This window comes from Paenibacillus sp. Y930 (assembly GCF_056786375.1).
In genome coordinates this window covers 66,323-86,003 of the sequence record NZ_JBXCIX010000006.1, presented here as the reverse complement: position 1 = coordinate 86,003, position 19,681 = coordinate 66,323, and the positions used below count along the sequence as shown (strand labels likewise).

General features: G+C 39.0%; 19 protein-coding genes. 5 read left to right on the top strand and 14 right to left on the bottom strand.

Translation table 11 applies throughout. The annotated features are described in order from the left end of the window. Window positions 1–30: 30 nt before the first annotated feature. The 9 genes from AC1TO5_RS17160 to AC1TO5_RS17120 form a co-directional block, all read right to left on the bottom strand. Entirely contained in the window at window positions 31–333 is a 303-nt protein-coding gene (locus AC1TO5_RS17160; protein WP_482064063.1) for a hypothetical protein, read from the bottom strand. A 189-nt stretch (window positions 334–522) separates the two neighbouring features. Further along, a complete protein-coding gene (locus AC1TO5_RS17155) occupies window positions 523–2,076 on the bottom strand; it encodes a putative amidoligase domain-containing protein (protein WP_482064062.1) in 1,554 nt (517 codons plus the stop codon). Between the two features lie 118 nt (window positions 2,077–2,194). After that, on the bottom strand, window positions 2,195–2,758 hold the full coding sequence (locus AC1TO5_RS17150; protein ID WP_482064061.1) for an outer spore coat protein CotE: 564 nt from the start codon (window positions 2,756–2,758) through the stop codon (window positions 2,195–2,197). A gap of 326 nt (window positions 2,759–3,084) precedes the next feature. Continuing rightward, window positions 3,085–5,697: an S-layer homology domain-containing protein gene (locus AC1TO5_RS17145; RefSeq protein ID WP_482064060.1), complete on the bottom strand. Its 2,613-nt coding sequence runs from the start codon at window positions 5,695–5,697 to the stop codon at window positions 3,085–3,087. Between the two features lie 183 nt (window positions 5,698–5,880). Then, a complete protein-coding gene (locus AC1TO5_RS17140; RefSeq protein WP_482064059.1) occupies window positions 5,881–6,864 on the bottom strand; it encodes an aromatic acid exporter family protein in 984 nt (327 codons plus the stop codon). 68 nt (window positions 6,865–6,932) lie between these two features. Next, window positions 6,933–7,751, bottom strand: a complete 819-nt coding sequence (locus AC1TO5_RS17135; protein WP_482064058.1) for an ABC transporter permease — start codon at window positions 7,749–7,751, stop codon at window positions 6,933–6,935. Continuing rightward, window positions 7,752–8,543 carry an ABC transporter ATP-binding protein gene (locus tag AC1TO5_RS17130; RefSeq protein ID WP_482064057.1) on the bottom strand — a complete coding sequence of 264 codons (792 nt, stop codon included), beginning with the start codon at window positions 8,541–8,543 and terminating at the stop codon, window positions 7,752–7,754. It lies immediately after the preceding gene. Window positions 8,544–8,566: 23 nt separating this feature from the next. Beyond that, on the bottom strand, window positions 8,567–9,571 hold the full coding sequence (locus tag AC1TO5_RS17125; RefSeq protein ID WP_482064056.1) for an ABC transporter substrate-binding protein: 1,005 nt from the start codon (window positions 9,569–9,571) through the stop codon (window positions 8,567–8,569). Between the two features lie 339 nt (window positions 9,572–9,910). Further along, the gene (locus tag AC1TO5_RS17120; RefSeq protein ID WP_482064055.1) at window positions 9,911–11,419 is read right to left on the bottom strand and encodes a carboxypeptidase M32; all 1,509 of its coding nucleotides are present in this window, start codon (window positions 11,417–11,419) and stop codon (window positions 9,911–9,913) included. A 160-nt stretch (window positions 11,420–11,579) separates the two neighbouring features. Between AC1TO5_RS17120 and AC1TO5_RS17115 the strand changes: the two genes are divergently transcribed. After that, window positions 11,580–11,897 carry an iron-sulfur cluster biosynthesis family protein gene (locus AC1TO5_RS17115; RefSeq protein ID WP_482064054.1) on the top strand — a complete coding sequence of 106 codons (318 nt, stop codon included), beginning with the start codon at window positions 11,580–11,582 and terminating at the stop codon, window positions 11,895–11,897. A 12-nt stretch (window positions 11,898–11,909) separates the two neighbouring features. On the opposite strand, the gene AC1TO5_RS17110 is transcribed toward AC1TO5_RS17115, so the two are convergent. Next, window positions 11,910–12,449: a DUF309 domain-containing protein gene (locus AC1TO5_RS17110; RefSeq protein ID WP_482064053.1), complete on the bottom strand. Its 540-nt coding sequence runs from the start codon at window positions 12,447–12,449 to the stop codon at window positions 11,910–11,912. 108 nt (window positions 12,450–12,557) lie between these two features. Between AC1TO5_RS17110 and AC1TO5_RS17105 the strand changes: the two genes are divergently transcribed. After that, window positions 12,558–13,049 carry a hypothetical protein gene (locus tag AC1TO5_RS17105; protein ID WP_482064052.1) on the top strand — a complete coding sequence of 164 codons (492 nt, stop codon included), beginning with the start codon at window positions 12,558–12,560 and terminating at the stop codon, window positions 13,047–13,049. A 2-nt stretch (window positions 13,050–13,051) separates the two neighbouring features. Then, window positions 13,052–13,339: a DUF2653 family protein gene (locus AC1TO5_RS17100; protein WP_482064051.1), complete on the top strand. Its 288-nt coding sequence runs from the start codon at window positions 13,052–13,054 to the stop codon at window positions 13,337–13,339. Between the two features lie 309 nt (window positions 13,340–13,648). On the opposite strand, the gene AC1TO5_RS17095 is transcribed toward AC1TO5_RS17100, so the two are convergent. Then, window positions 13,649–13,846: a hypothetical protein gene (locus AC1TO5_RS17095; RefSeq protein WP_482064050.1), complete on the bottom strand. Its 198-nt coding sequence runs from the start codon at window positions 13,844–13,846 to the stop codon at window positions 13,649–13,651. A gap of 456 nt (window positions 13,847–14,302) precedes the next feature. Between AC1TO5_RS17095 and AC1TO5_RS17090 the strand changes: the two genes are divergently transcribed. Beyond that, window positions 14,303–16,222: a glycosyl hydrolase family 18 protein gene (locus AC1TO5_RS17090; RefSeq protein ID WP_482064049.1), complete on the top strand. Its 1,920-nt coding sequence runs from the start codon at window positions 14,303–14,305 to the stop codon at window positions 16,220–16,222. Between the two features lie 367 nt (window positions 16,223–16,589). Further along, the gene (gene msrA / locus AC1TO5_RS17085; protein WP_482064199.1) at window positions 16,590–17,114 is read left to right on the top strand and encodes a peptide-methionine (S)-S-oxide reductase MsrA; all 525 of its coding nucleotides are present in this window, start codon (window positions 16,590–16,592) and stop codon (window positions 17,112–17,114) included. Window positions 17,115–17,176: 62 nt separating this feature from the next. Here msrA and araA read toward each other — a convergent pair whose 3' ends face one another. From araA to AC1TO5_RS17070, 3 genes are all read right to left on the bottom strand, one after another. Beyond that, complete coding sequence (gene araA, locus AC1TO5_RS17080) at window positions 17,177–18,667, bottom strand: L-arabinose isomerase (RefSeq protein WP_482064048.1); 1,491 nt, start codon at window positions 18,665–18,667, stop codon at window positions 17,177–17,179. 190 nt (window positions 18,668–18,857) lie between these two features. Next, window positions 18,858–19,433: a TetR/AcrR family transcriptional regulator gene (locus AC1TO5_RS17075; RefSeq protein ID WP_482064047.1), complete on the bottom strand. Its 576-nt coding sequence runs from the start codon at window positions 19,431–19,433 to the stop codon at window positions 18,858–18,860. 46 nt (window positions 19,434–19,479) lie between these two features. Next, on the bottom strand, window positions 19,480–19,674 hold the full coding sequence (locus tag AC1TO5_RS17070) for a hypothetical protein (RefSeq protein WP_482064046.1): 195 nt from the start codon (window positions 19,672–19,674) through the stop codon (window positions 19,480–19,482). Between the last annotated feature and the right edge of the window lie 7 nt (window positions 19,675–19,681).

Here is a 19,681-nt window from a genome sequence, read left to right as displayed (position 1 = left end):
ATCCTCCTAAAACTTTTCATTACCACTATGCTAGATTGGAAGCCGCTCTCCAGCTTCTAGCTTCTTATTCACTTGCTTAAGAAACTTTTTCTCGGATTCGATTTGATCGAGCGTATATCCAAGCCAAGTCTGAAGCATATTTCGCTCTAACGTTAATTGTTCCTCGTTATATTGAATGATAATTTTCTGTAGGTTATTAGCAGTTGAGAACAGACAAGTGGCATTAAACATCATACTTACTTTCAATTCTAGGTCATTACCATTGAGCTGATCGTAATAAGATAATGTAATACTTGTCGGTTCATTTCCTTCTGCAAAGTAATCGACAATCATTGCTTTCCTCCTCAAGATTCAGGAAATAAGACATCTCATTTTCTTCTATATTCATTCTAGCATGTCATGTTACAGTGTTCGAGTTTTTTTGCAAAATAAAAAGGATTTCCATCACTTACTATTCAATAGTAAGTGAGAAATCCCAGGTTTTATACCAATGCGAGCTTTCGAAAGCCGAGAAGATGCCGATTAAGCTTCCTGCTTCGCTTCGTTATCAAAGTCTGCTTTTTGAACGACTTCTTTAGGTATCCCCCACCGCTCACGTATATCTCGTTGCTCATCCCAATGACGCTGTTCTTCAATCGCTCTACGCAGCGGCTCGATATCATTAGCATATTCTGAATAAGATGGCAGCGTCGTTATCTGTTCCAGCATTGTGCGACTTGCAAAAGCTAGTAATTCATAATCGCCTTCATCATAAGCCTGACACCATTCTAGTTTAAGTGAAAAACTAGGTGCCAGGCTATCATAGTCTTTCATCGCAATATACGCTAACGTTAAAGCGGCTTTAGCGGCCGCCGGAGAGATTAACCAGCTAGGTGGCGTTCTATATTCAAATCCTCCATGTGGCTGCCTACGATAATCACCTAACGCACCGTATCGCTTATAGCGCCCTCTGCCCAATGGATCTTCAATCGTTGCAAGTGGTATCGCTACAATTCCATCTAATATGCGAAGCAAGCGCGGTGTAATTGTAATACCGCTAAAATGAATATGCCCTCCTAACGCCAGCCCATCAACTGGCATAGCTCCCGCTACCCAACGTAATTTATGATCATCTATAAGGAGTGCAGCATCTAGCAACAACCGCTTCATTTGATTGATTAATTGATGAGGTAATCGTTTGGGAGATGGTCTAAGTTCGACCACAGGATATACAATTTTTTGGCGCGACATCAACGCATCTGCACCGATCTTGGTATCTGAATTGATATCGAAGAAATTCGAGGCTGGTACGATTTGATTGGATGTATTCAATAGTGCAAATTCTGGATCTGCCCCTATTAACAACTTATGTTCCAGCTGCTCTGATGCAATTTCAGCTAGCGCAACCAAAGACAAGGAAATAGCCTGCTGATCATCCACATAATGAAGGTCATCTAGTGACCATACTTCACGGATTGCAATACTTCCCGTACCGCTAACCGCTACTAATACCGAACCAGCATCAAGCCATAAAGCATATAAGGCACGACCTGCATACACTTCCATTTGTCGAAGTGTATGCTCGGATATTACCGAACCATCATATTTAATTTGCATAGTGTGATCTCGTTCCACTGCCATGGCTGTTTGCATAGGCTTCAAGTCCGCATTCACTCGTTGCCAGCTAAGTAGACAAAAATCAAATATTCGCAGAAGAAATAATCTTTCATCCGTAAGTTGTTCAGTTACGCGCAATCCTCTAGTTTTCCAAATCCGTTTTCTATCAGTTGTAGAAGTAGCCATATAGCTTTCACTCTTAATATTGATGTGGTGAGCTCCAAAATAATATTGATGAGTATACTGCTGGTCGCAGCGAAGCCAGATAAGAGTCTTTTCACTTTGGCGATCAGCATCTTGTTCTAGCTTAACTTTCTTATCTTCATCACCAGTGGCAGTCAATTCTCCACCTTGATGAACAAGCAAGTCTTTACTTGTAGCATACTTTATCAGCTCATAAGAACAAAATAACAGCTCCGGCTGCGCAATGAACTTATATTCATTCGCGTTACCGAGCTGCAAATACCATTTATTATCCATGAAGGTTCAACCGCCTTCATCTTATTTTTCATTTTAAGAAAATAAATAAAAACAATGAGGGCTTTCGCCCTCAAGTTTGTCGTACGTTCGGCATATCTTATACAAATTGCATTTTCCTCTAGATATCGCCGTCTAGAAGATCAAGATCGTCGAAATCATCATCGTCATCATGCTCATCATGATCGAAATCTTTACCATCTGGATCAGGGCATCCATCAGGTACGACTGCTACAGAAACTTTTGTTTCTGCAATCATTTCAACAAGAAACTCTCGCTCTACTCGTACTAGCACGGAATCGCCATTTGCAGAAATATTCGCCTCAATACAATTCGGCTCAGTAACTGACTCAGCGTGCACTTCAGTTGTTGAAACCCGATGCTTAGGATCGAGGAAGGATAACGGCACATTCTCTACAAATTGTACGCTTTCCTTCGCTACATCCGTTTGCGAATTGTTGTTGTACGAGTACCAAATATTAATGTCGTAAGTACCGATTACTTCAACTCCATTACCCGCTTTGACCGCTTCATACTTCGTGTTAATAACCCAAGCACCAAGAATGCTCGTCGGTCTATGCGGTGGCGTAACTGTGTGAGTTGATGTGCTAAACTTGCGTCCTTTACCGCAAACAGCTTTTGTAATAATTTCTCTGCAGCGTAGCTGTTTATTTGCTCTAGTCATCGACTTAACCTCCTCCATACAATCATTCACTTAAAGTGTATGCAAGTGATAGGCGTTTGTTGATTACTGTAGTCCTACAATTCCAATATATTTTTCAACATATATGTAAGATGGAGTCGTAGCCTAACCTACGCCTATTTGAGTTGACTCAAAACTCCTGCTACATGTTAATTCAATAGTATGAAATAAGAGCTTATTCTATGACCACATTTTCGGAAAATGAGCGAATTACATTAGATACGATATCATCTTATGCTGTATACATACAGAAAAACCCAAACATCAATCATCCAATGTTTGGGTTTTTCCCAGTTGTCTAACGAATATTATTTTTTCAGAACTACATTTTCACCAATGGTATCTTCATTAAATGTAATATGAACGGGAGTAGCTCCTAATACTTCGCCTTTACTATTAAAGAACACAATATAAGCTACATCGGTAGCTTCTGTTTCGAATTCCCCGGCGTTATTAATTCCTTCCGAATAAATATGGTGGTAAAATTCATGCTTGTTTTCATAGTCATTAAGTGGATTAATTTGATTATTATCGTAACTTATCGTTTGTTTAATCTCATCGAATGATATAACTCTTTCTTCATGTGTCCAAACAGACATATAAGAAACTGCATCCGCGTATTGCTCGTTCAAATTGTCTTTAGAGATATCAATTGAATATGCTTTTGCCGCTTTTAAAGGAAAATAAGAAGTAAGATCAAATTCAGTTAATTCCGCTGTTGTTAACACATATGGAGTTATTCCTTCTAAAGAATCAACAACTTTAACAGGAGTTAGATTATAATTATAGCCTCCATTATAAATTTCTTTGCCGCCGCGTGTAACGACTATCTTAATCTCACCTATCAGTGTGGCAGGGATGAAATAAATAGCAGAAGACTGACCCATCGTTGCTAAATAAAAATCCATTTGAATATTGCTTCCTATAGGTCTATCGGATGTTTCTCCAACTTCCGAAGTAATCACAGTTGCTTGCCCTGAACTTGAATCTGTAGCGGCAATTGTAGCTGTAACGATATCGCCCACTTCTAATATTGAAGACTCCAAATGATATCTTATAGCTAACTCATTATCGATAAAGTTATTATTGGATTTTAATGCAAATGCTTCTTGAAGCGTTCTTTCATAGGTTATTCTGAATTGATAATATTTCACGTTAACCTTGTTACCGCTCGTCACTGTCGCATTGATTAAATATTCCACATTAGGTTCAAACTGGATTGTAGTACTTTTGGAAGCAACAACTGAAATTGACTCCTTGGCATCTTGAACGCCTCTTTTTTCAACCTGAAGATTTACTGTAGCATCTTTGTCTGTTGTTAGTGTAAGCGTTACATCTCTTGCATCAATTTCATGCGGCAAAACTGCTAAGTAACTAAAGTGCGTAGGTGCAAAGCCTGCAACATCAACATTTTGTTCATATACATATGATTTGTTCAAGATGATTTCATCAGCATTTTCAAATTCCACACTTTGAATCGCAGCACCTTGTTCTGTGGATGTATTCCCTCCGTTGGATGTGTCTCCACCACCGTTAGAAGATCCCCCTCCATTAGATGAACCTCCACCTGTAGAATCGCCCGGTGTCGTTTCTGCAGGTGGAGTAGTTACAATACTTCCTTGTCCTACACCATCAATAGTAGTTGGTAATTTATCGAACTCAGAGTTTTTACCACCTTCGTTCACAGTAGCTTTATCTACAAGTCCTTCACCAATAACTTTGATAAGCGAATCAATAATAAGACTTAATACTTTCGCATCTTTATCTAGTGAGATCGTGTTGTTTTGCGCGCCCTCATCAATATTCAAGCTATGAATAGAACCACTTGGAACTTTAACAACAATATTTGCTGCTAATACATTGACATCTTCGAACTGTCCAATCAAATTCACTGTAGAGTTTTTAGGCAATTCTTTACCAAGCTCAATATTATTGAAGCCCAAATCCGTTACATTCGATTCTTCTATTTTCACCGAAGATTTCACATATACTTCTTGAACAGATGTTGCACCAATGGCTACAATACGAACTGTACCAGTTTTTTTATCAACGATAATGCGTAACAAGACAGAATCTTCAATATGTATGGAATTTTCTCCACCACCTTGAACATAGGTTGACCCATTAACCGTAACTTGTTGAAGGGTTACATCACCCTCACCAACCGCTTCAGCAATGGTTAAGTCACCTTCAATGATAACATTTATCAAAGTAACACCAGCCGCTGCAATAACAGCATCACCTTTAATAACTGTAGCCTCATCTAGCGAGCCGTATGTACCTGCTGTATTATAAGATGTTTCTTTTGACTTCAAAGCCTGTAATGCATTGTCAATAAGTACAACCGCTTCAGCGCGCGTCAATTGATCTGTAGGACGTATATTTCCATTTGTGTCACCTTTTAATACTTCTTCATTAATCAAAGAAATAATTGCTTCTTTACTCCATATAGCTACTTTATCGGCATCTTTGGACGTTAATTGTCCATTTTCAACAGTTGGAATTGCAGCTATTTTTGCAACCATTACCGCTGCTTCTTGACGCGTTGTTAATTTATCAGGAGAAATCATTTGATTACCTGTTCCTGACATGTAGCCTGCACTAACAGCATTTTGCAAATTTTGATATGCCCAGTGCTCACTATTTAAATCTTTGAACTCTATCTTTTCATTACTATTTTCTACTTCAAATGAACGATTTATTAATGCTGCAAATTCACTTCTAGTAATATTTCCATTAGGCTTAAAGCTTCCATCCTTATATCCTGTTATCCATCCATTTTCAATCCACTTCTCAATCGTTACTGCCGCCCAATGATTTTTGTAATCATTACTTGTACCTTCACTTGCTGATACCATCACTAAACCAAATACTAATTGCAGAACTAATGCTGCGCTTAAAATCCATTTAACTCTTTTCATAATTTCCTCCTAAGAAATAAATTTCACAAAACAAGTTTATTATACCATTAAATTGGTTATATTTGTTAAATTCGCTTGGAATATTCCAATAACATTTTCGAATCGTAAATTTCATTAACAAAAAGAGCGAATGCAGCATGATGGCTACAATCGCTCTTTGTCAGTTTCATAATCATTATTTAATTACTCTACCCTTCCAACCTTTAATTCCTTTTCAATATGCTCTTTTTTTCGCTTCAAGCGCTTTGCAATGTCGAGATAGCGATTCATCTCATGCATAAGCATCAATAACGATGCTCTTATCTCAAATTCTTCTCTTGTACGTGGCAGCGGCATGGCTCGAAACTGCTGACTTAGCTCCTGAAGCTTGTCCTTAACTTCTCCAACGTAAATTTTAGAACGAGTATCCTGGCCTAATTGTTCCAGTAAATCAGCAATAAGATCACTATGATCGAGATGTCCATTAATTAGTGCAACTTTACTCATCATTTGATCGATCGAGTCCAGTTGCTGCCTACGCATTTCAAAATAGGTGGACCAATACGCTTCGAAACTCCAAAAGTTATTTTCTTTACTACGAATAGAGAGCATACTGCCCTTCTTAATCGCTGCATCAGCTTTAAGTAGTTCCTCTCCACTCCAAATGTAAGTATGATCTCGCAGGGTGATCGCCATCTTATTGAAAATAACACAGTATTTTTCATCGATTTCCACTCTCAGCTTTTGAATCGATTCATCGTCTTTAGGCATGTACATCATATTAATAACCGTTGCTGAACCCAAGCCGACCAAGAGCAAACCAATTTCATTCCATATAAGTGAAAATGTCACTTCCCCAAATGTGTACAGATGGAATACAATAACACAACTTGTAACGATACCCTCCTTCAAATTAAATCGGGAAAGAATCGGGAAAGAAATGAGAATAAATATCGCAACCGTCCAATAATAAAATCCTAACGTCACAAAAATAAGCGATGCTAGGCCAAGTCCTAGTACGGATGCAATAAATCGAGTAGCAGTCTTCGTCAACCCTTGCATTCTCGTAACTTCAACACCTAGTATCGCTAAAATACCTGCCGATAATGCAGGCTTCAGATCAAAATAACTCGCCAAATAAATGGCGATAATGGTGGCGATTGCCGTCTTAACAACACGAATTCCCATACAAAGTGCTCCATTTCTATACTAGGAGATGTTCAAAGTATATATGATTCTCCTAGTATAGCTTTTGCTCAACGTTCTTTCCAGCCAGAAACTATTTTTCGTTCAACCATGCTAACAATTTGGTACATAATCGTAGCAACGACCGCAATAACGACTAAAGTAGACAGCACTAATGTAAAGTTAAATACTTGGAAACCATAAATAATTAAATAACCGAGTCCCGAACGCGCAACTAGAAATTCACCTACGATAACACCAATCCAGGACAAGCCAACATTCACCTTTAACGTTGAAATGATGACTGGAAATGAGGATGGTAAAATAACATAATAGAAGCTTTGAAAGCGATTGGCGCCAAACAAAGCTACAACCTTCAAGTATCCTTCTTCTGTTTCGCGAAACCGATTATAAATATTAATCGTTGTAATAATAACCGTCACTAATAAAGTGATCGCAACAATAGAACTAAAGCCAGGTCCAAGCCCAACGATTAAAAGTGGCCCAAGCGCTACCTTAGGCATACTATTGAGCACAACTAGAATCGGATCAAACACCCTTGCGACAAATGGAAACCACCATAATAATGCTGCAATGATTGTACCAAGCAAAGTCCCTAACAAAAATCCTGCGATCGTTTCCGCAACTGTAATACCAATATGAGGTAAAATCGAGCCATCTGAAATGGTCGTATACAAATGCAACGCAATTTTACTAGGTGAGCTGAAAATAAGCGGGTCTACGAACTTTGCTTTACTCGCTAGTTCCCAGCCTACGATAAAGAAAGTAATAAGAAGGAATTGTGTAAAGAGGACAAGTAATGTTTTCAGCTTTTTATTACGTATATATACAAGATACAATTGCATATGCTCTCCAACATACTTAGCCATCTAATCGTTTCCTCCTCTTTCCATCTCTTCTTCCAGTTCATTCCATATTTCCTCGAAGTACGATTGATATTTAGGATGCTTCCGGGCCTCAATTGGACCTACGGATCTTAGATCTCTTGGGATCGTCACAATTTTCCGAATATGACCTGGGTTTCTACCTAGCACGATGATGCGATCACTTATTGCTACCGCTTCCGCCAGATCATGCGTAACAAGAACTGCTGTCTTCCCCATACGATCGAGCGTTGACTGCACTAGCTCCTCTAGTTGCATTTTAATATGGAGATCTAGCGCAGAAAACGGTTCATCAAGCAACAAAATTTCAGGGTCAGTAATTAGTGTTCTCGCTAAAGCTACTCGCTGTCGCATACCGCCTGATAATTGATGGGGATATTTATGTGAGGTGTCTTCAAGCCCAAGTTCAAGAAGCAATTGCTCCGTTCTTTCCTCTTGCAGCTTGGAGCGTTGGTTACGAATATGAAGTCCGAGCATTGCATTTTTTTGAATACTCAACCATGGGAACAAATAGTCTTGCTGCTGCATATAACCAAGCTTTGGAGTAGGAGAATTAATTTTCTCCCCCAATACCCTTAGCTCACCGTGAGTTGGTTGAATCAAACCAGCTATAATATTGAGGATCGTTGTCTTCCCACAGCCACTAGGTCCAACAAGGCTAATAAATTCTCCCTTATGCACGACAAGATTAATATGATCAACAGCTAATGCGGCTCCTGTATCATTGACATAGACATGGGAGAGATCCTTAAGCTCTAATATCGCTTCTTTGTTCATGATCGTCTCTCCTTGCATTAATATTATTGATCAATAGCCGCCTGAGCGAATGTCGTATTTACAATTTCGCTATGCTCTGTGCGTGAGCTCAATTCACCTGCACTTGTCATCACATCAAGTAAATTATTCCATTCTTGTTCATCCACTATTGGATCAGTTGCATAGGAGCCCTGCTGCTTGTAACGTTCAATCGAGCTAACCATAATGTCATGATCGACATTATCAAAGTAAGTCGCTACTGCTTCAGCAATTTCTGCAGCTGTATGCTCCTCTACCCACAATTGAGCTTTATACACCGCATTAGTAAATGATTGAACGACATCTTTGTTTTTGTCGATATAGCTTTGCTTCGTCATAAATACGGTATAAGGTAAAAGTCCACTTTCTACACCAAAGGAAGCGACAACATGACCAAGACCTTCTTTTTCAAAAATAGATGCCGTTGGTTCAAATAATTGCACATATTCACCCGTTCCTGATGAAAAGGCTGGCGCAATATTAGCAAAGTCTACATTTTGAATTAATTCTAGATCGTTCTGTGGATCAATATTATGCTTTTTTAATGTAAATTCGCCTGCCATTTGTGGCATGCCACCCTTCCTTTGACCAAGGAAAGTTTTGTCACGCAACGATTCCCAGCTGAAATTATCATCTTTCTCGCGGGCAACTAGAAATGTACCATCCGTTTGCGTTAGCTGAGCAAAATTGATAATCTGATCATCCGCACCTTGCTGTGTTACGTAAATGGATGTTTCAGAACCAACTAATGCAACATCGATCACGTTAGAAAGCAATGACGTCATCGTTTTGTCGCCACCAGGTGTCGTTATAAGTTCAATCGAAATACCTTCTTCTGTAAAAAATCCTTTTTCAATCGCTACGTATTGCGGAGCATAGAATAGCGATCTCGTTACCTCGCCAATTCGGACAGTCGTTGTTGAGTCCTCCTTTTTGCTGCAACCACTTAATATAGCCGCTACAGTAATTATTCCCGCGATGAGTATCAGTAAAGTTTTACTATATTTCATAGCAATCACTCCCTTTCTGTAATGTGCTATAGCCTATTCAGTCCGATGCCACATGGTGAAACGTTATTCAAATTTTATTTTTTGACGAGCTCCCAGGGAGCGAGCGGACTTCGGGTGTCAACAACGACACTTGTACACTTATTCAGCTCTAATCGAGCTATTCTTACGCTGTAGCATCAATTTTGGCGTTACAGATGCACTATTCGGATCCAAACAACGACACTTTTTGCTTTGTTTCAACTAGCAAGCAGGCTTCCAAACCAAAAAAAGTGTTGAAACACAGCATTCGCTGTGCTTCAACACTTTCAATTCCATCTCATACTCACACTACAACTCACATCACACTTCATCTAGACGGTAAATATCTGTATACTTCTCCTTCAAATACTCAACTAGATACTGTGGATTAAGCGGCTCATTTGTAATCTCTTGCACAAGTTCACTCGGCGACTTCATCTTCCCATATCGATAGATCCGCTCTGCTAGCCAGTCTTTAATAGGATGCAACTCACCCGCTTCAACCTTAGCCCATACATCTGGCATATCCTGCTCTAACGTATTCATAAATTGTGCGGCATACATATTTCCAAGTGAGTATGATGGGAAATAACCAAAGGCACCACCAGACCAATGGACATCTTGCAGCACACCTTCCGCGTTATTAGGAGGCGTAACCCCTAAATATTGCTCATACTTCTCATTCCATTCTCTCGGCAAATCCTTCGCTTGCAATCCTTCATTGAAAATCATCTTCTCAATCTCGTAGCGAATAATAATATGTAGGTTATACGTTAACTCATCAGCTTCAATCCGAATAAGTGATGGGTTTACTACATTGTTACCACGATAAAATGTATCCATATCAATAGAAGCTAGCTGAGGAAATTTAGACTGCAATTCCTCGTAATAAGCATTCCAGAACGGTCTACTACGACCAATTACATTTTCCCAAAATCTTGATTGTGATTCGTGAATGCCCATTGATGTACCTGTACATAACGTCGTACCAATTAACTCTGCTCCGATATTCTGTTCATACATCGCATGTCCGCCTTCATGAATCGTGCCAAATAGCGCACTCGTTACATCATTAGGAAGGTATCTCGTTGTAATACGAACATCACCTGGATTAAGCCCCGTCGCAAACGGATGAACACTTTCATCAAGTCTTCCCGCTTCAAAGTCAAAGCCCATTTGCTCAAGAATAAATTTGCTATAAGCTTTCTGCTGCTCAACATCAAAGCTTTGTTGCAAGAAATCCGTGCGCGGCTGATACGGACTAGCTGCAATTTTCTCGGCTAGCGGTACAAGTTGATCACGCAAATCTCCGAAAATACGATCAAGCTCAGCAACAGTCATCCCTGGTTCATATTGATCAAGCAATGTATCATAACGCGATGCTTTAACTCCCCAAAGATCAATCATTTCATTCGTTATCGTAATAATTTGATCTAGCAAAGGCTGAAAGCTTTCAAAGTCGTTTTCTTCCTTACAAATTTCCCACTTCGATTCTGCTTGAGCAGTTAGAATGACATATTGCTGATATAGTGCTGGAGGTATTTTCACACTACGATCATAATCTAGACGAGATTCTTTCACTAAGCTTTGATTCAATGGGCTTAATTCACTCCATACCTCTTCGCTTTCAAGCTCAGTCAATAATGTTCCTAATTGCTGTGACGTAGAACGAGCGAACATTTCTGCCGATAGTGTACCAATCACTTGGGAGCGGGTGTCCATTCCTTTACGAGGCGCACCCGTACGCAAATCCCAATATAGCACCGCTAACGCTTCCTCATATTGCTTAATTTCTGTATTAATTAGTCGGAATTGTTCTAATGGCTTCATTATTAATCACCCTCACTATGTAATATCACTATTCATTTAAGCAAACGAATAGAGGTAGTTCAAAACTAACACTTTTACAACAAAGTTGATATTTTCCACAAATAAACTCATAATTAATTATACTGTATTCATAAATCCAATGCCAAAGGTGAGGTTAACTATGCAAATTACATTTACTCCAGCAGCACAACAGCAATTAATGCCTATTCTAAACGCTACACATAAAAAATTGAAATTTCTTCACGATACTGTAGGCGATGGCTGTGGAGATAATGGCATTGCTACCCTTGAATTGATTGAAGAGCCAATCGCTGACGATGCTCCGGGAATTGCCGATCCGTTTCCTTTTTACTACGAGCTAAGACATAAAATATATTATGAAGATCATATGAAGATTGACTTTAACAGCAAAACGCATAGTTTTGTGCTGAAAAGTGATAGCCAAATCTATAATAGTCATTTGCGGGTTCTACGTTAATAAAGTCAACAACTATTGCTGCTCGTCTTTAAGTCCACGAACGGTTGATTTTTTCCGAAGTGCTTCCTGCCTTGCAGCAATAACATCACGGCGATCTCGTAACTTATGGCGATGAATAATTTCTTCACTTACCTCTTCACTCGAAATATCCCAACGTAAATTACGTAGCGCGACTGCCTTCTCACACAGTTCACCTAATTGAGGATCCACAATGATGAACTTCATGTCGTTATAAGGTAATTGTAGCTGACAAGCCTGCACACGCTGCTCTAGCTGCGCTGTAATATCTTGAACATCGATGCCCTTAACGACCCCTGGTAGCAATGTGAATTTCACAATAGCCGACTCATACATTAATCGAGCTCCACGTAAATTATTTCTGCGCTCATGATATTGACCTACTGCAACTTGAATGCAGCCTACCCAAAATGCTTCATTACCGTCTTCGGGATGCTCTTTCCAATATTCCTCTAGCAGTTCGTGACATTCGAAATAATCACGTGTCGCATGAAATTCGATTAAATAGTTAATATATTCCTCTGGGTAGACCATTCTCTATCACCTACAAAATATTTATTAGATAAAAGTGAAACCAATGTATATAATAGACGTATTGCTCTAGTATAGCAACTTAAAGAAACTTTTCAGGAGGGACTTATTTTGAAGAAAAAAGGGTTAATAACAATGCTTGTTCTTACTGTATTCCTTGCGCTAAGCTTTGGCTTTGGTGACACAGCTGATGCAAAAAGAGGTGGCGGATTCAAATCCAACAAGCAAAGCTTCACACAAAAGAGTGATAGCACTACGCAATCAGGAAGTTCTTCAAGCAAAACATCAGGTACAAAATCAACTACAGGTGCAGGATCTACAGCGAAATCTGGCGGTCTATTCGGCGGTAGCGGATTCATGAAGGGCATGATGATTGGTGGATTAGCAGGAATGCTATTCGGCGGTATGTTCGCAAACATGGGTGGTTTCGGAGAAATTCTTGGTTTGCTAGTTAATATCGCAGCAATTTTAGCTATTTTCATGGTTATTCGTGCAGCATGGACATACATTCGCAATAACAAAAAGCCAGCAGCAGCAGGCCATTATCAAGATCGTAATCGTCGTGATGATGAAGATGATCGTAATCAAAGAGGTCCTTTCTAATTATGAGAGTATATACTAATGAAATTATTAACGCTATTTGCTTAAATATTGCAGATCGTCGTAGTGTAAAACCTGAGGAAATAGAGGTTCAACTTGCTTGGGATGAAGAGTATGGATATACAGCTGAGATCTGGGTAACAGGTCGCTCTCAATATATTATTCAATCCAATATTCTAGAAGCGCTTGAACAATATTTCTATACAGAATATCAATTGCGAGTATTCCGTTCAGACATTACATTAGGAATTGACGAAGAATCTGAACAATTTTGGGCTGAAACAGGTTCGTAAGCTTCACAAGCTAACTATAAACGTTTCATTGTCAGTAATGACGATGGAACGTTTTTTTGCGTCTATCCGTTTTCGCCGAGAGGACTTCCACTTCTATAAATGGCGGGAGTATTCATTAAGGCTACTATCTATTAGAGTAAAAAAGACTTCATATTCTGTTAGGAAAATGTGGTCTGGATTTCAATATTTATGTATTAACAATCATGCCTCTTCATCTTCTTGATAGTAACCGAATTCTTCTAACTTCGTTGTAACTGCTTCTTGAATTATAGATTGAACTGTACCTGTCAGACTCAATGTGCTAATCAGCTACAATAGTTTTTCTTGGTGTTGTTTGAACTTAAGTCTTTTATTTTCTTTCTCATCACCAGTGATTACTTTATAAAAGTCAACACCCGTTTCCTTGTAAAGTTCACTAAAAGCTTGTTTAACTAAAGAATTTTTCTTGTGTTTATTAATGGGATTGTTAGCAATGGTCTTTTTATTAAAAGAAACAACATTTCCCATAATGATCACGTCCTTAAGTTTTATGACTACATTATATCATTCTTCAAGGGGGAATTACTAGATAGTATGCCCATTTTTTGTTAATATCACTTCCGATTTGGTCTATTCAATTTTTTCTTTATATTACTTGTACATTTGATACGCTAATACCACTACTACAACTGGTAAAACAACAATTACCAATATGATTCCTAAAACATTCAATATATAGGATATTAACCACATCGATGCTTTTGGTGAATCTTTAATTAAAAATCCTGTAAACGCAATAGCAGTAATTACATATTATTACTATTTTCTTCGATTCTCATAATCTACCAAGTAACATTTGCTAGACTTTCACGTTATACTAAGTAATAGGAAAAGTTTGAGCGTATGCTTTCGACGTAACTTTTCGTTACAAAGAAGCATTATCATGCCCATTATTACGAAAAGTTTTAGGAGAGTGATTAGTTCGTGAAGAAGAAGATTTTAACGTTTTTAGCATTTATTCTTTTTATTTCCCCACTTTTGGCATTACCTACTTCGGTCGATGCCGCAAGTAATACGACACTTTATCGAGTTTATCAAAATGAAAAGCTATTGAAAGAGTTTCCTACTGCGCAGAAAGCTATTGCCTACGCGAAATACTATAGTTATAGTCATGTAGAAAAGATTAGTAACCGTGAGTGGGTATGGAATAATTTACCCAAATACAAAGTATACATAGACGGGCAATCTACTACAAAGCTAGAATACAGTTCTTTGTCAGCTGCAAAAAAATATGCTGCAACACAAATAAACTCCTACGTTCGTGATCTTGAAAATGTTGGTTGGGCGTATGAAAACTATGCGAACTACCAGCTTTATCAAGGTGATAACACTTATAACACCTGGAGCTTCTACAATCTCAACGAAGCCAAAAAAGAAGCTGCGAAATGGACAAATTCGCATATTATGGATCTCAATAATAATCAGTGGATTTGGGATAATATTAGCGAAGCGAATCGTAAAACAATGAAATCATCTACTGCAGTTTATATGATCACTGTAAATGGTGAGCAGGTCGCTCAAAGTAAAACGTATTCTTTTCTAAAAGAAGCGATTATGGCAAGTAATAAAGTGAGCAATAGTCAAGTATATAACAGCGCTACTCAAAAAGTAGTCCACAGTAATACCGCTTCCTATCAAGTCTATACACAAGGAAAACTATCATCCTCCTTCGTATCTCTTGATTCTGCAGTAGCAGCAGCGAAAAAGCTCTATGCAGCCGAAGTGAAGCAAAGTGAGTCTGTCCTATGGACGAATATCGCGTATTATACTGTGCATCAAAATGAGCGTGCTGTAAAGTCGTTCTTTTCTTTGCAATCTGCTTTAACCTATTCGAAATCATTAAGTAACAGTACCCTCATCAATCAGGATGGTAGAAAGCTATTTACTACAGTCAAAAACTTCTTATTCATGGGCTGGAACGGATCAAGCTCAGTTTCAACGATTAACCAGCATGTAGCAAATACCCAAGGGCTCGATATTGATTCTCCAACATGGTATTACTTAGATGATGCTACTGGCAAGCTGAACGAAAATGCGAATGCACAATTAGTAAAATCGATGTCCGAGCAAGGTATAGACATTATTCCACTCGTACATAATCAATTTGATAAAGCGATGACTACAGCATTTCTGAAAGATGTGTCTGCTCAAAATGTGTTCATCACTGCACTTATCAAAAGTCTTAAAGCGATTAACGTTAAAGGATTAAACCTCGACTTTGAAAATATTTCCGCAAAAGATCGTGACGCTTTCACTGCTTTTGTCATTAAATTAACAGAAGCTGCCCACAAGCAAAAACTAACAGTATCTGTTGACTTGATGCGTGGCGATGTACGATGGAATCACAATACCGCATATGATCAAGCTGCAATTGGTAAAGTTGTAGATTATGTTATGATCATGGCATATGACGAGCATTGGACGGGCTCTGATGAAGCCGGTTCTGTTGCAAGCATGAACTGGGTTGAAGAAGGGATCATGCAATATCTTGACTATGGTATACCGCGTAATAAGCTGATACTCGGTATACCTTTCTATGTGCGTGAATGGCGTATCGATGCAAAAGGTAATCTTGTAGACAACCGATCTATAACTATGAAAAACATAGCAAAGGTCATCAAAGAAAACGGTGCTACAAGCAGTTTCGACGCCAAGTCAGGACAATATAAATACACCTACCAATTAAATGGCTACACGCATGTTTTCTGGGCCGAAACACAGCAAACCGTCATTGAACGGATTAAATTAGCTAAGAAATATGATCTTGCAGGTATCGCTGCATGGCGTTTGGGCAATGAGGATGCTACTCTATGGGAAGCTATATTAAAATATAAGTCTCTTTAGGGGAAATTCAAAAACTGGACTTTGATAACGATGAGTATGCTAACGTAGCATACTCGACATCGCATTTGAAACGAACTTGGAAAGTACGGTTCGCGTGTACCAAACATGTACACTTGCGCTTCCGCCTTTCTCAAGTAGCGTTTCAACTGCTCGGTTCTGAAAGCCCGCTTTTTGAACCTTCATTGGAAGCTTCGGGCGTTTGGCCGCTTATGTACTCATACCGTACATGTTGCTGGGTTTTGTTTCATTGCTTTAGGTATTTCAAAACAGTTTCATTCATTTCAAGTGGACGTGAGGCTTTAACACCTTTATAATATGAGATACTCCTTCTGTGAGATAACAGCTATGAAATGAGGAAACATCAATGATGCAAAAAGCAACGTTCGCTGGTGGATGCTTCTGGTGTATGGTTACACCATTTGAAGAACAGCCAGGTATTCATGGTATTATCTCTGGCTATATGGGCGGAGATGTCGTCAACCCTACTTATGAGCAAGTATTAACTGGGGAAACTGGTCATCATGAAGTTGTGCAAATTACGTTTGACTCTTCTATCTTCCCATATGAGAGATTGCTTGAGCTATATTGGCCACAAATTGATCCCACTGATCCAAATGGACAAGGTAATGATCAAAAGAGTCAATACAAAACTGCGATCTTCTATCATAACGAAGAACAACGCCTAGCAGCTGAAAAAACTAAAGCTGATCTAGGTACTAGCGGTCGCTTCGATAAGCCAATTGCAACGGAAATTAAAGAAGCGGTTGAATTCTATGCTGCTGAAGAATATCATCAAGACTTCCATCGTAAAGATCCGAAATATTACGCGGAATCTCGTGTCTACTCTGGTCGTGACGTTACCTTGGATAAGGTTTGGGGTAAAGAAGAATAGCAAAAAGAGATGTTCTACTCACTACGCTGTAGTGATCATAGAACATCTCTTTTTTGTTTATATTATCTTACGCGATAGCTTAGATCATTCCAACGCAATTCGTTCAAGAAATTGCGGATTGTTGTTTGTTTATCGATCACAACGCACTCAATACCTACCATAGCAGCCCAATCAACTAGCTGTTGTGTTGTAACTACGTAAGAGAATACAGTGTGATGAGCGCCACCAGCGTAGATCCAAGCTTCTGTTGAATCTCTCAATGACGGTTCTGGCTTCCACAGTACACGTGCTACAGGAAGATTAGGCATAGCTTCTGTTGGTGTTACAGCTTCGATTTGGTTAACGATTAGACGGAAACGATTGCCTAAGTCAACGATAGAAGCAACGATTGCTTTGCCACTTTGTCCGTTGAATACAAGGCGAGCTGGATCAGCTTTACCACCAATACCTAGTGGGTGAACTTCGATCGATGGACGTTGCTCAGCAATTGTCGGACAAATCTCTAGCATATGAGATCCTAGAATCATTTCATTAGCTGGATCAAGGTTATATGTGTAGTCCTCCATGAAGCTAGTACCTTTATTATTAGCAATTAACTTCATAAGACGAGTTAGCGCAGATGTTTTCCAGTCGCCTTCACCACCAAAGCCATATCCTTGTTCCATTAAGCGTTGAACCGCTAGCCCAGGAAGTTGTTTCATGCCATGAAGATCTTCAAATGTCGTTGTAAATGCACCGAATCCGCCTTCTACTAAGAAGTTTTTCAGGCCGATTTCAATTTTCGCTTGTTCAGCAATCGAATCCCATTTAGCGCTATCACTACGTGTTGCATCGCTAATCGTATAGGTCGTGCTATATTCATCTAATAGTGCTTTCACTTGTTGGTCAGATACATCGTTCATACGAGCAACAAGATCGCCAATGCCATATCCATTAATAGACCAGCCTAGCTTCAATTGAGCTTCTACTTTATCGCCTTCCGTTACCGATACTTCACGCATATTATCGCCAAAGCGTGCTACCTTCAAGTTTTTGCTTTCTGAGTAAGCGATAGCTGAACCCATCCACTCGGCAATTCTTGAGCGAGTTTCTTCATGATCCCAGTAGCCTGTAATTACTTTACGCTCCATGCCAAGACGCGAGAAGATATGTCCGAATTCACGGTCACCATGTGCAGATTGATTCGTATTCATAAAGTCCATATCAATGCTATCCCAAGGAATATCACGATTGAACTGTGTATGTAAATGGAGCAATGGTTTTCTAAGCTCACTCAAGCCGTGAATCCACATTTTGGCAGGCGAGAACGTGTGCATCCAAGTAATAACACCAGCACAAGAATCATCTGAGCTCGCTTCAACACAAACACGACGAATTTCCTCTGGAGTCGTTACTAATCGTTTGAACACAACTGGAAACGGAATTGTTGCAGCTTCATCAAGCGCTTTCGCAATAATTATAGAATGATCTGCTACTTCCTCTAATGTTTCAGGACCATATAAGTGCTGACTACCTGTAATAAACCAAAATTGATATGCTTTTGTTGTTAGCATAAATTCCATCCCCCTTAAGTTGTACGTACAATGATAGGAGTAGTATAAACTAAAACCACCTACTTGTACATACAAGTGTAATTACATCATACTCTGGACTGCTTAATTTTTCAATAAGTAAACTTATGCCGTTCGTGAAGTGAGTTGCTAACGTAAATTAGACACTAATCGTTTGCAGCTTCAACTTACTTTATACGAGCAATTTGAAAAATCGATCAGAGGTTGTACGTACAATTGTTATATCATTCAATGTTTCTGCTAGTATAAGTGATCCTTCCAAAGCAGACACGAACAAGTAAGCACATTCACCGCTACTTATTCCTGCTCGAAATTCTCCTGCTTGAATGCCTTGCTCTAGTAACTTCTTAATGAGCTCATATAATACATTGAAAAACTGTTGAATGCGATCATGTACGTCCTTCGCATCAACCGGACTTTGCTGGTACATCGCGGTAAATGGGCATGTCCCTTTATTCCCTCTAGCAGCAATTTCTTGCAGCAGTAGCTCAATAAAGCTTTCAATTCTCAGCTTAGCAGAAATCTCTTCTTGTCCCAGTGAAATTTCTAATGCCGACTCATATCGATTGCCCCAAAAGCTTACAACGGCAAATAATAATTCTTCCTTACTCTTAAAGTGATAGTAAAGATTGGAGCGCGATATGCCGCTTCGAATACATACATCTTCGATACTTGTATATTTGTAGCCCTTACTTAAAAATAAACGGGCAGCAACATGGATCAGTTGCTCTCGATTTTTCGCGACCATATCTCTTCACCCTTTCAAAACTAGGACTGATCAGTCCTAGTTTAAATTATAGATTTTCATAGTTTTTCAGTACATACCGTTTACCGCAAAATCCACATTTCAAAGTGATCCGATCTTCGCTAATAATATAGCTTACCGCATCATCATCTTCCATATCTAGACTTTCTATTCTTCGTTCATCCATATCACCTGTAGCAAAAAAAGCTGTTTTATTACCGCATTCGCATTCAAATTGTAACATTTCATTC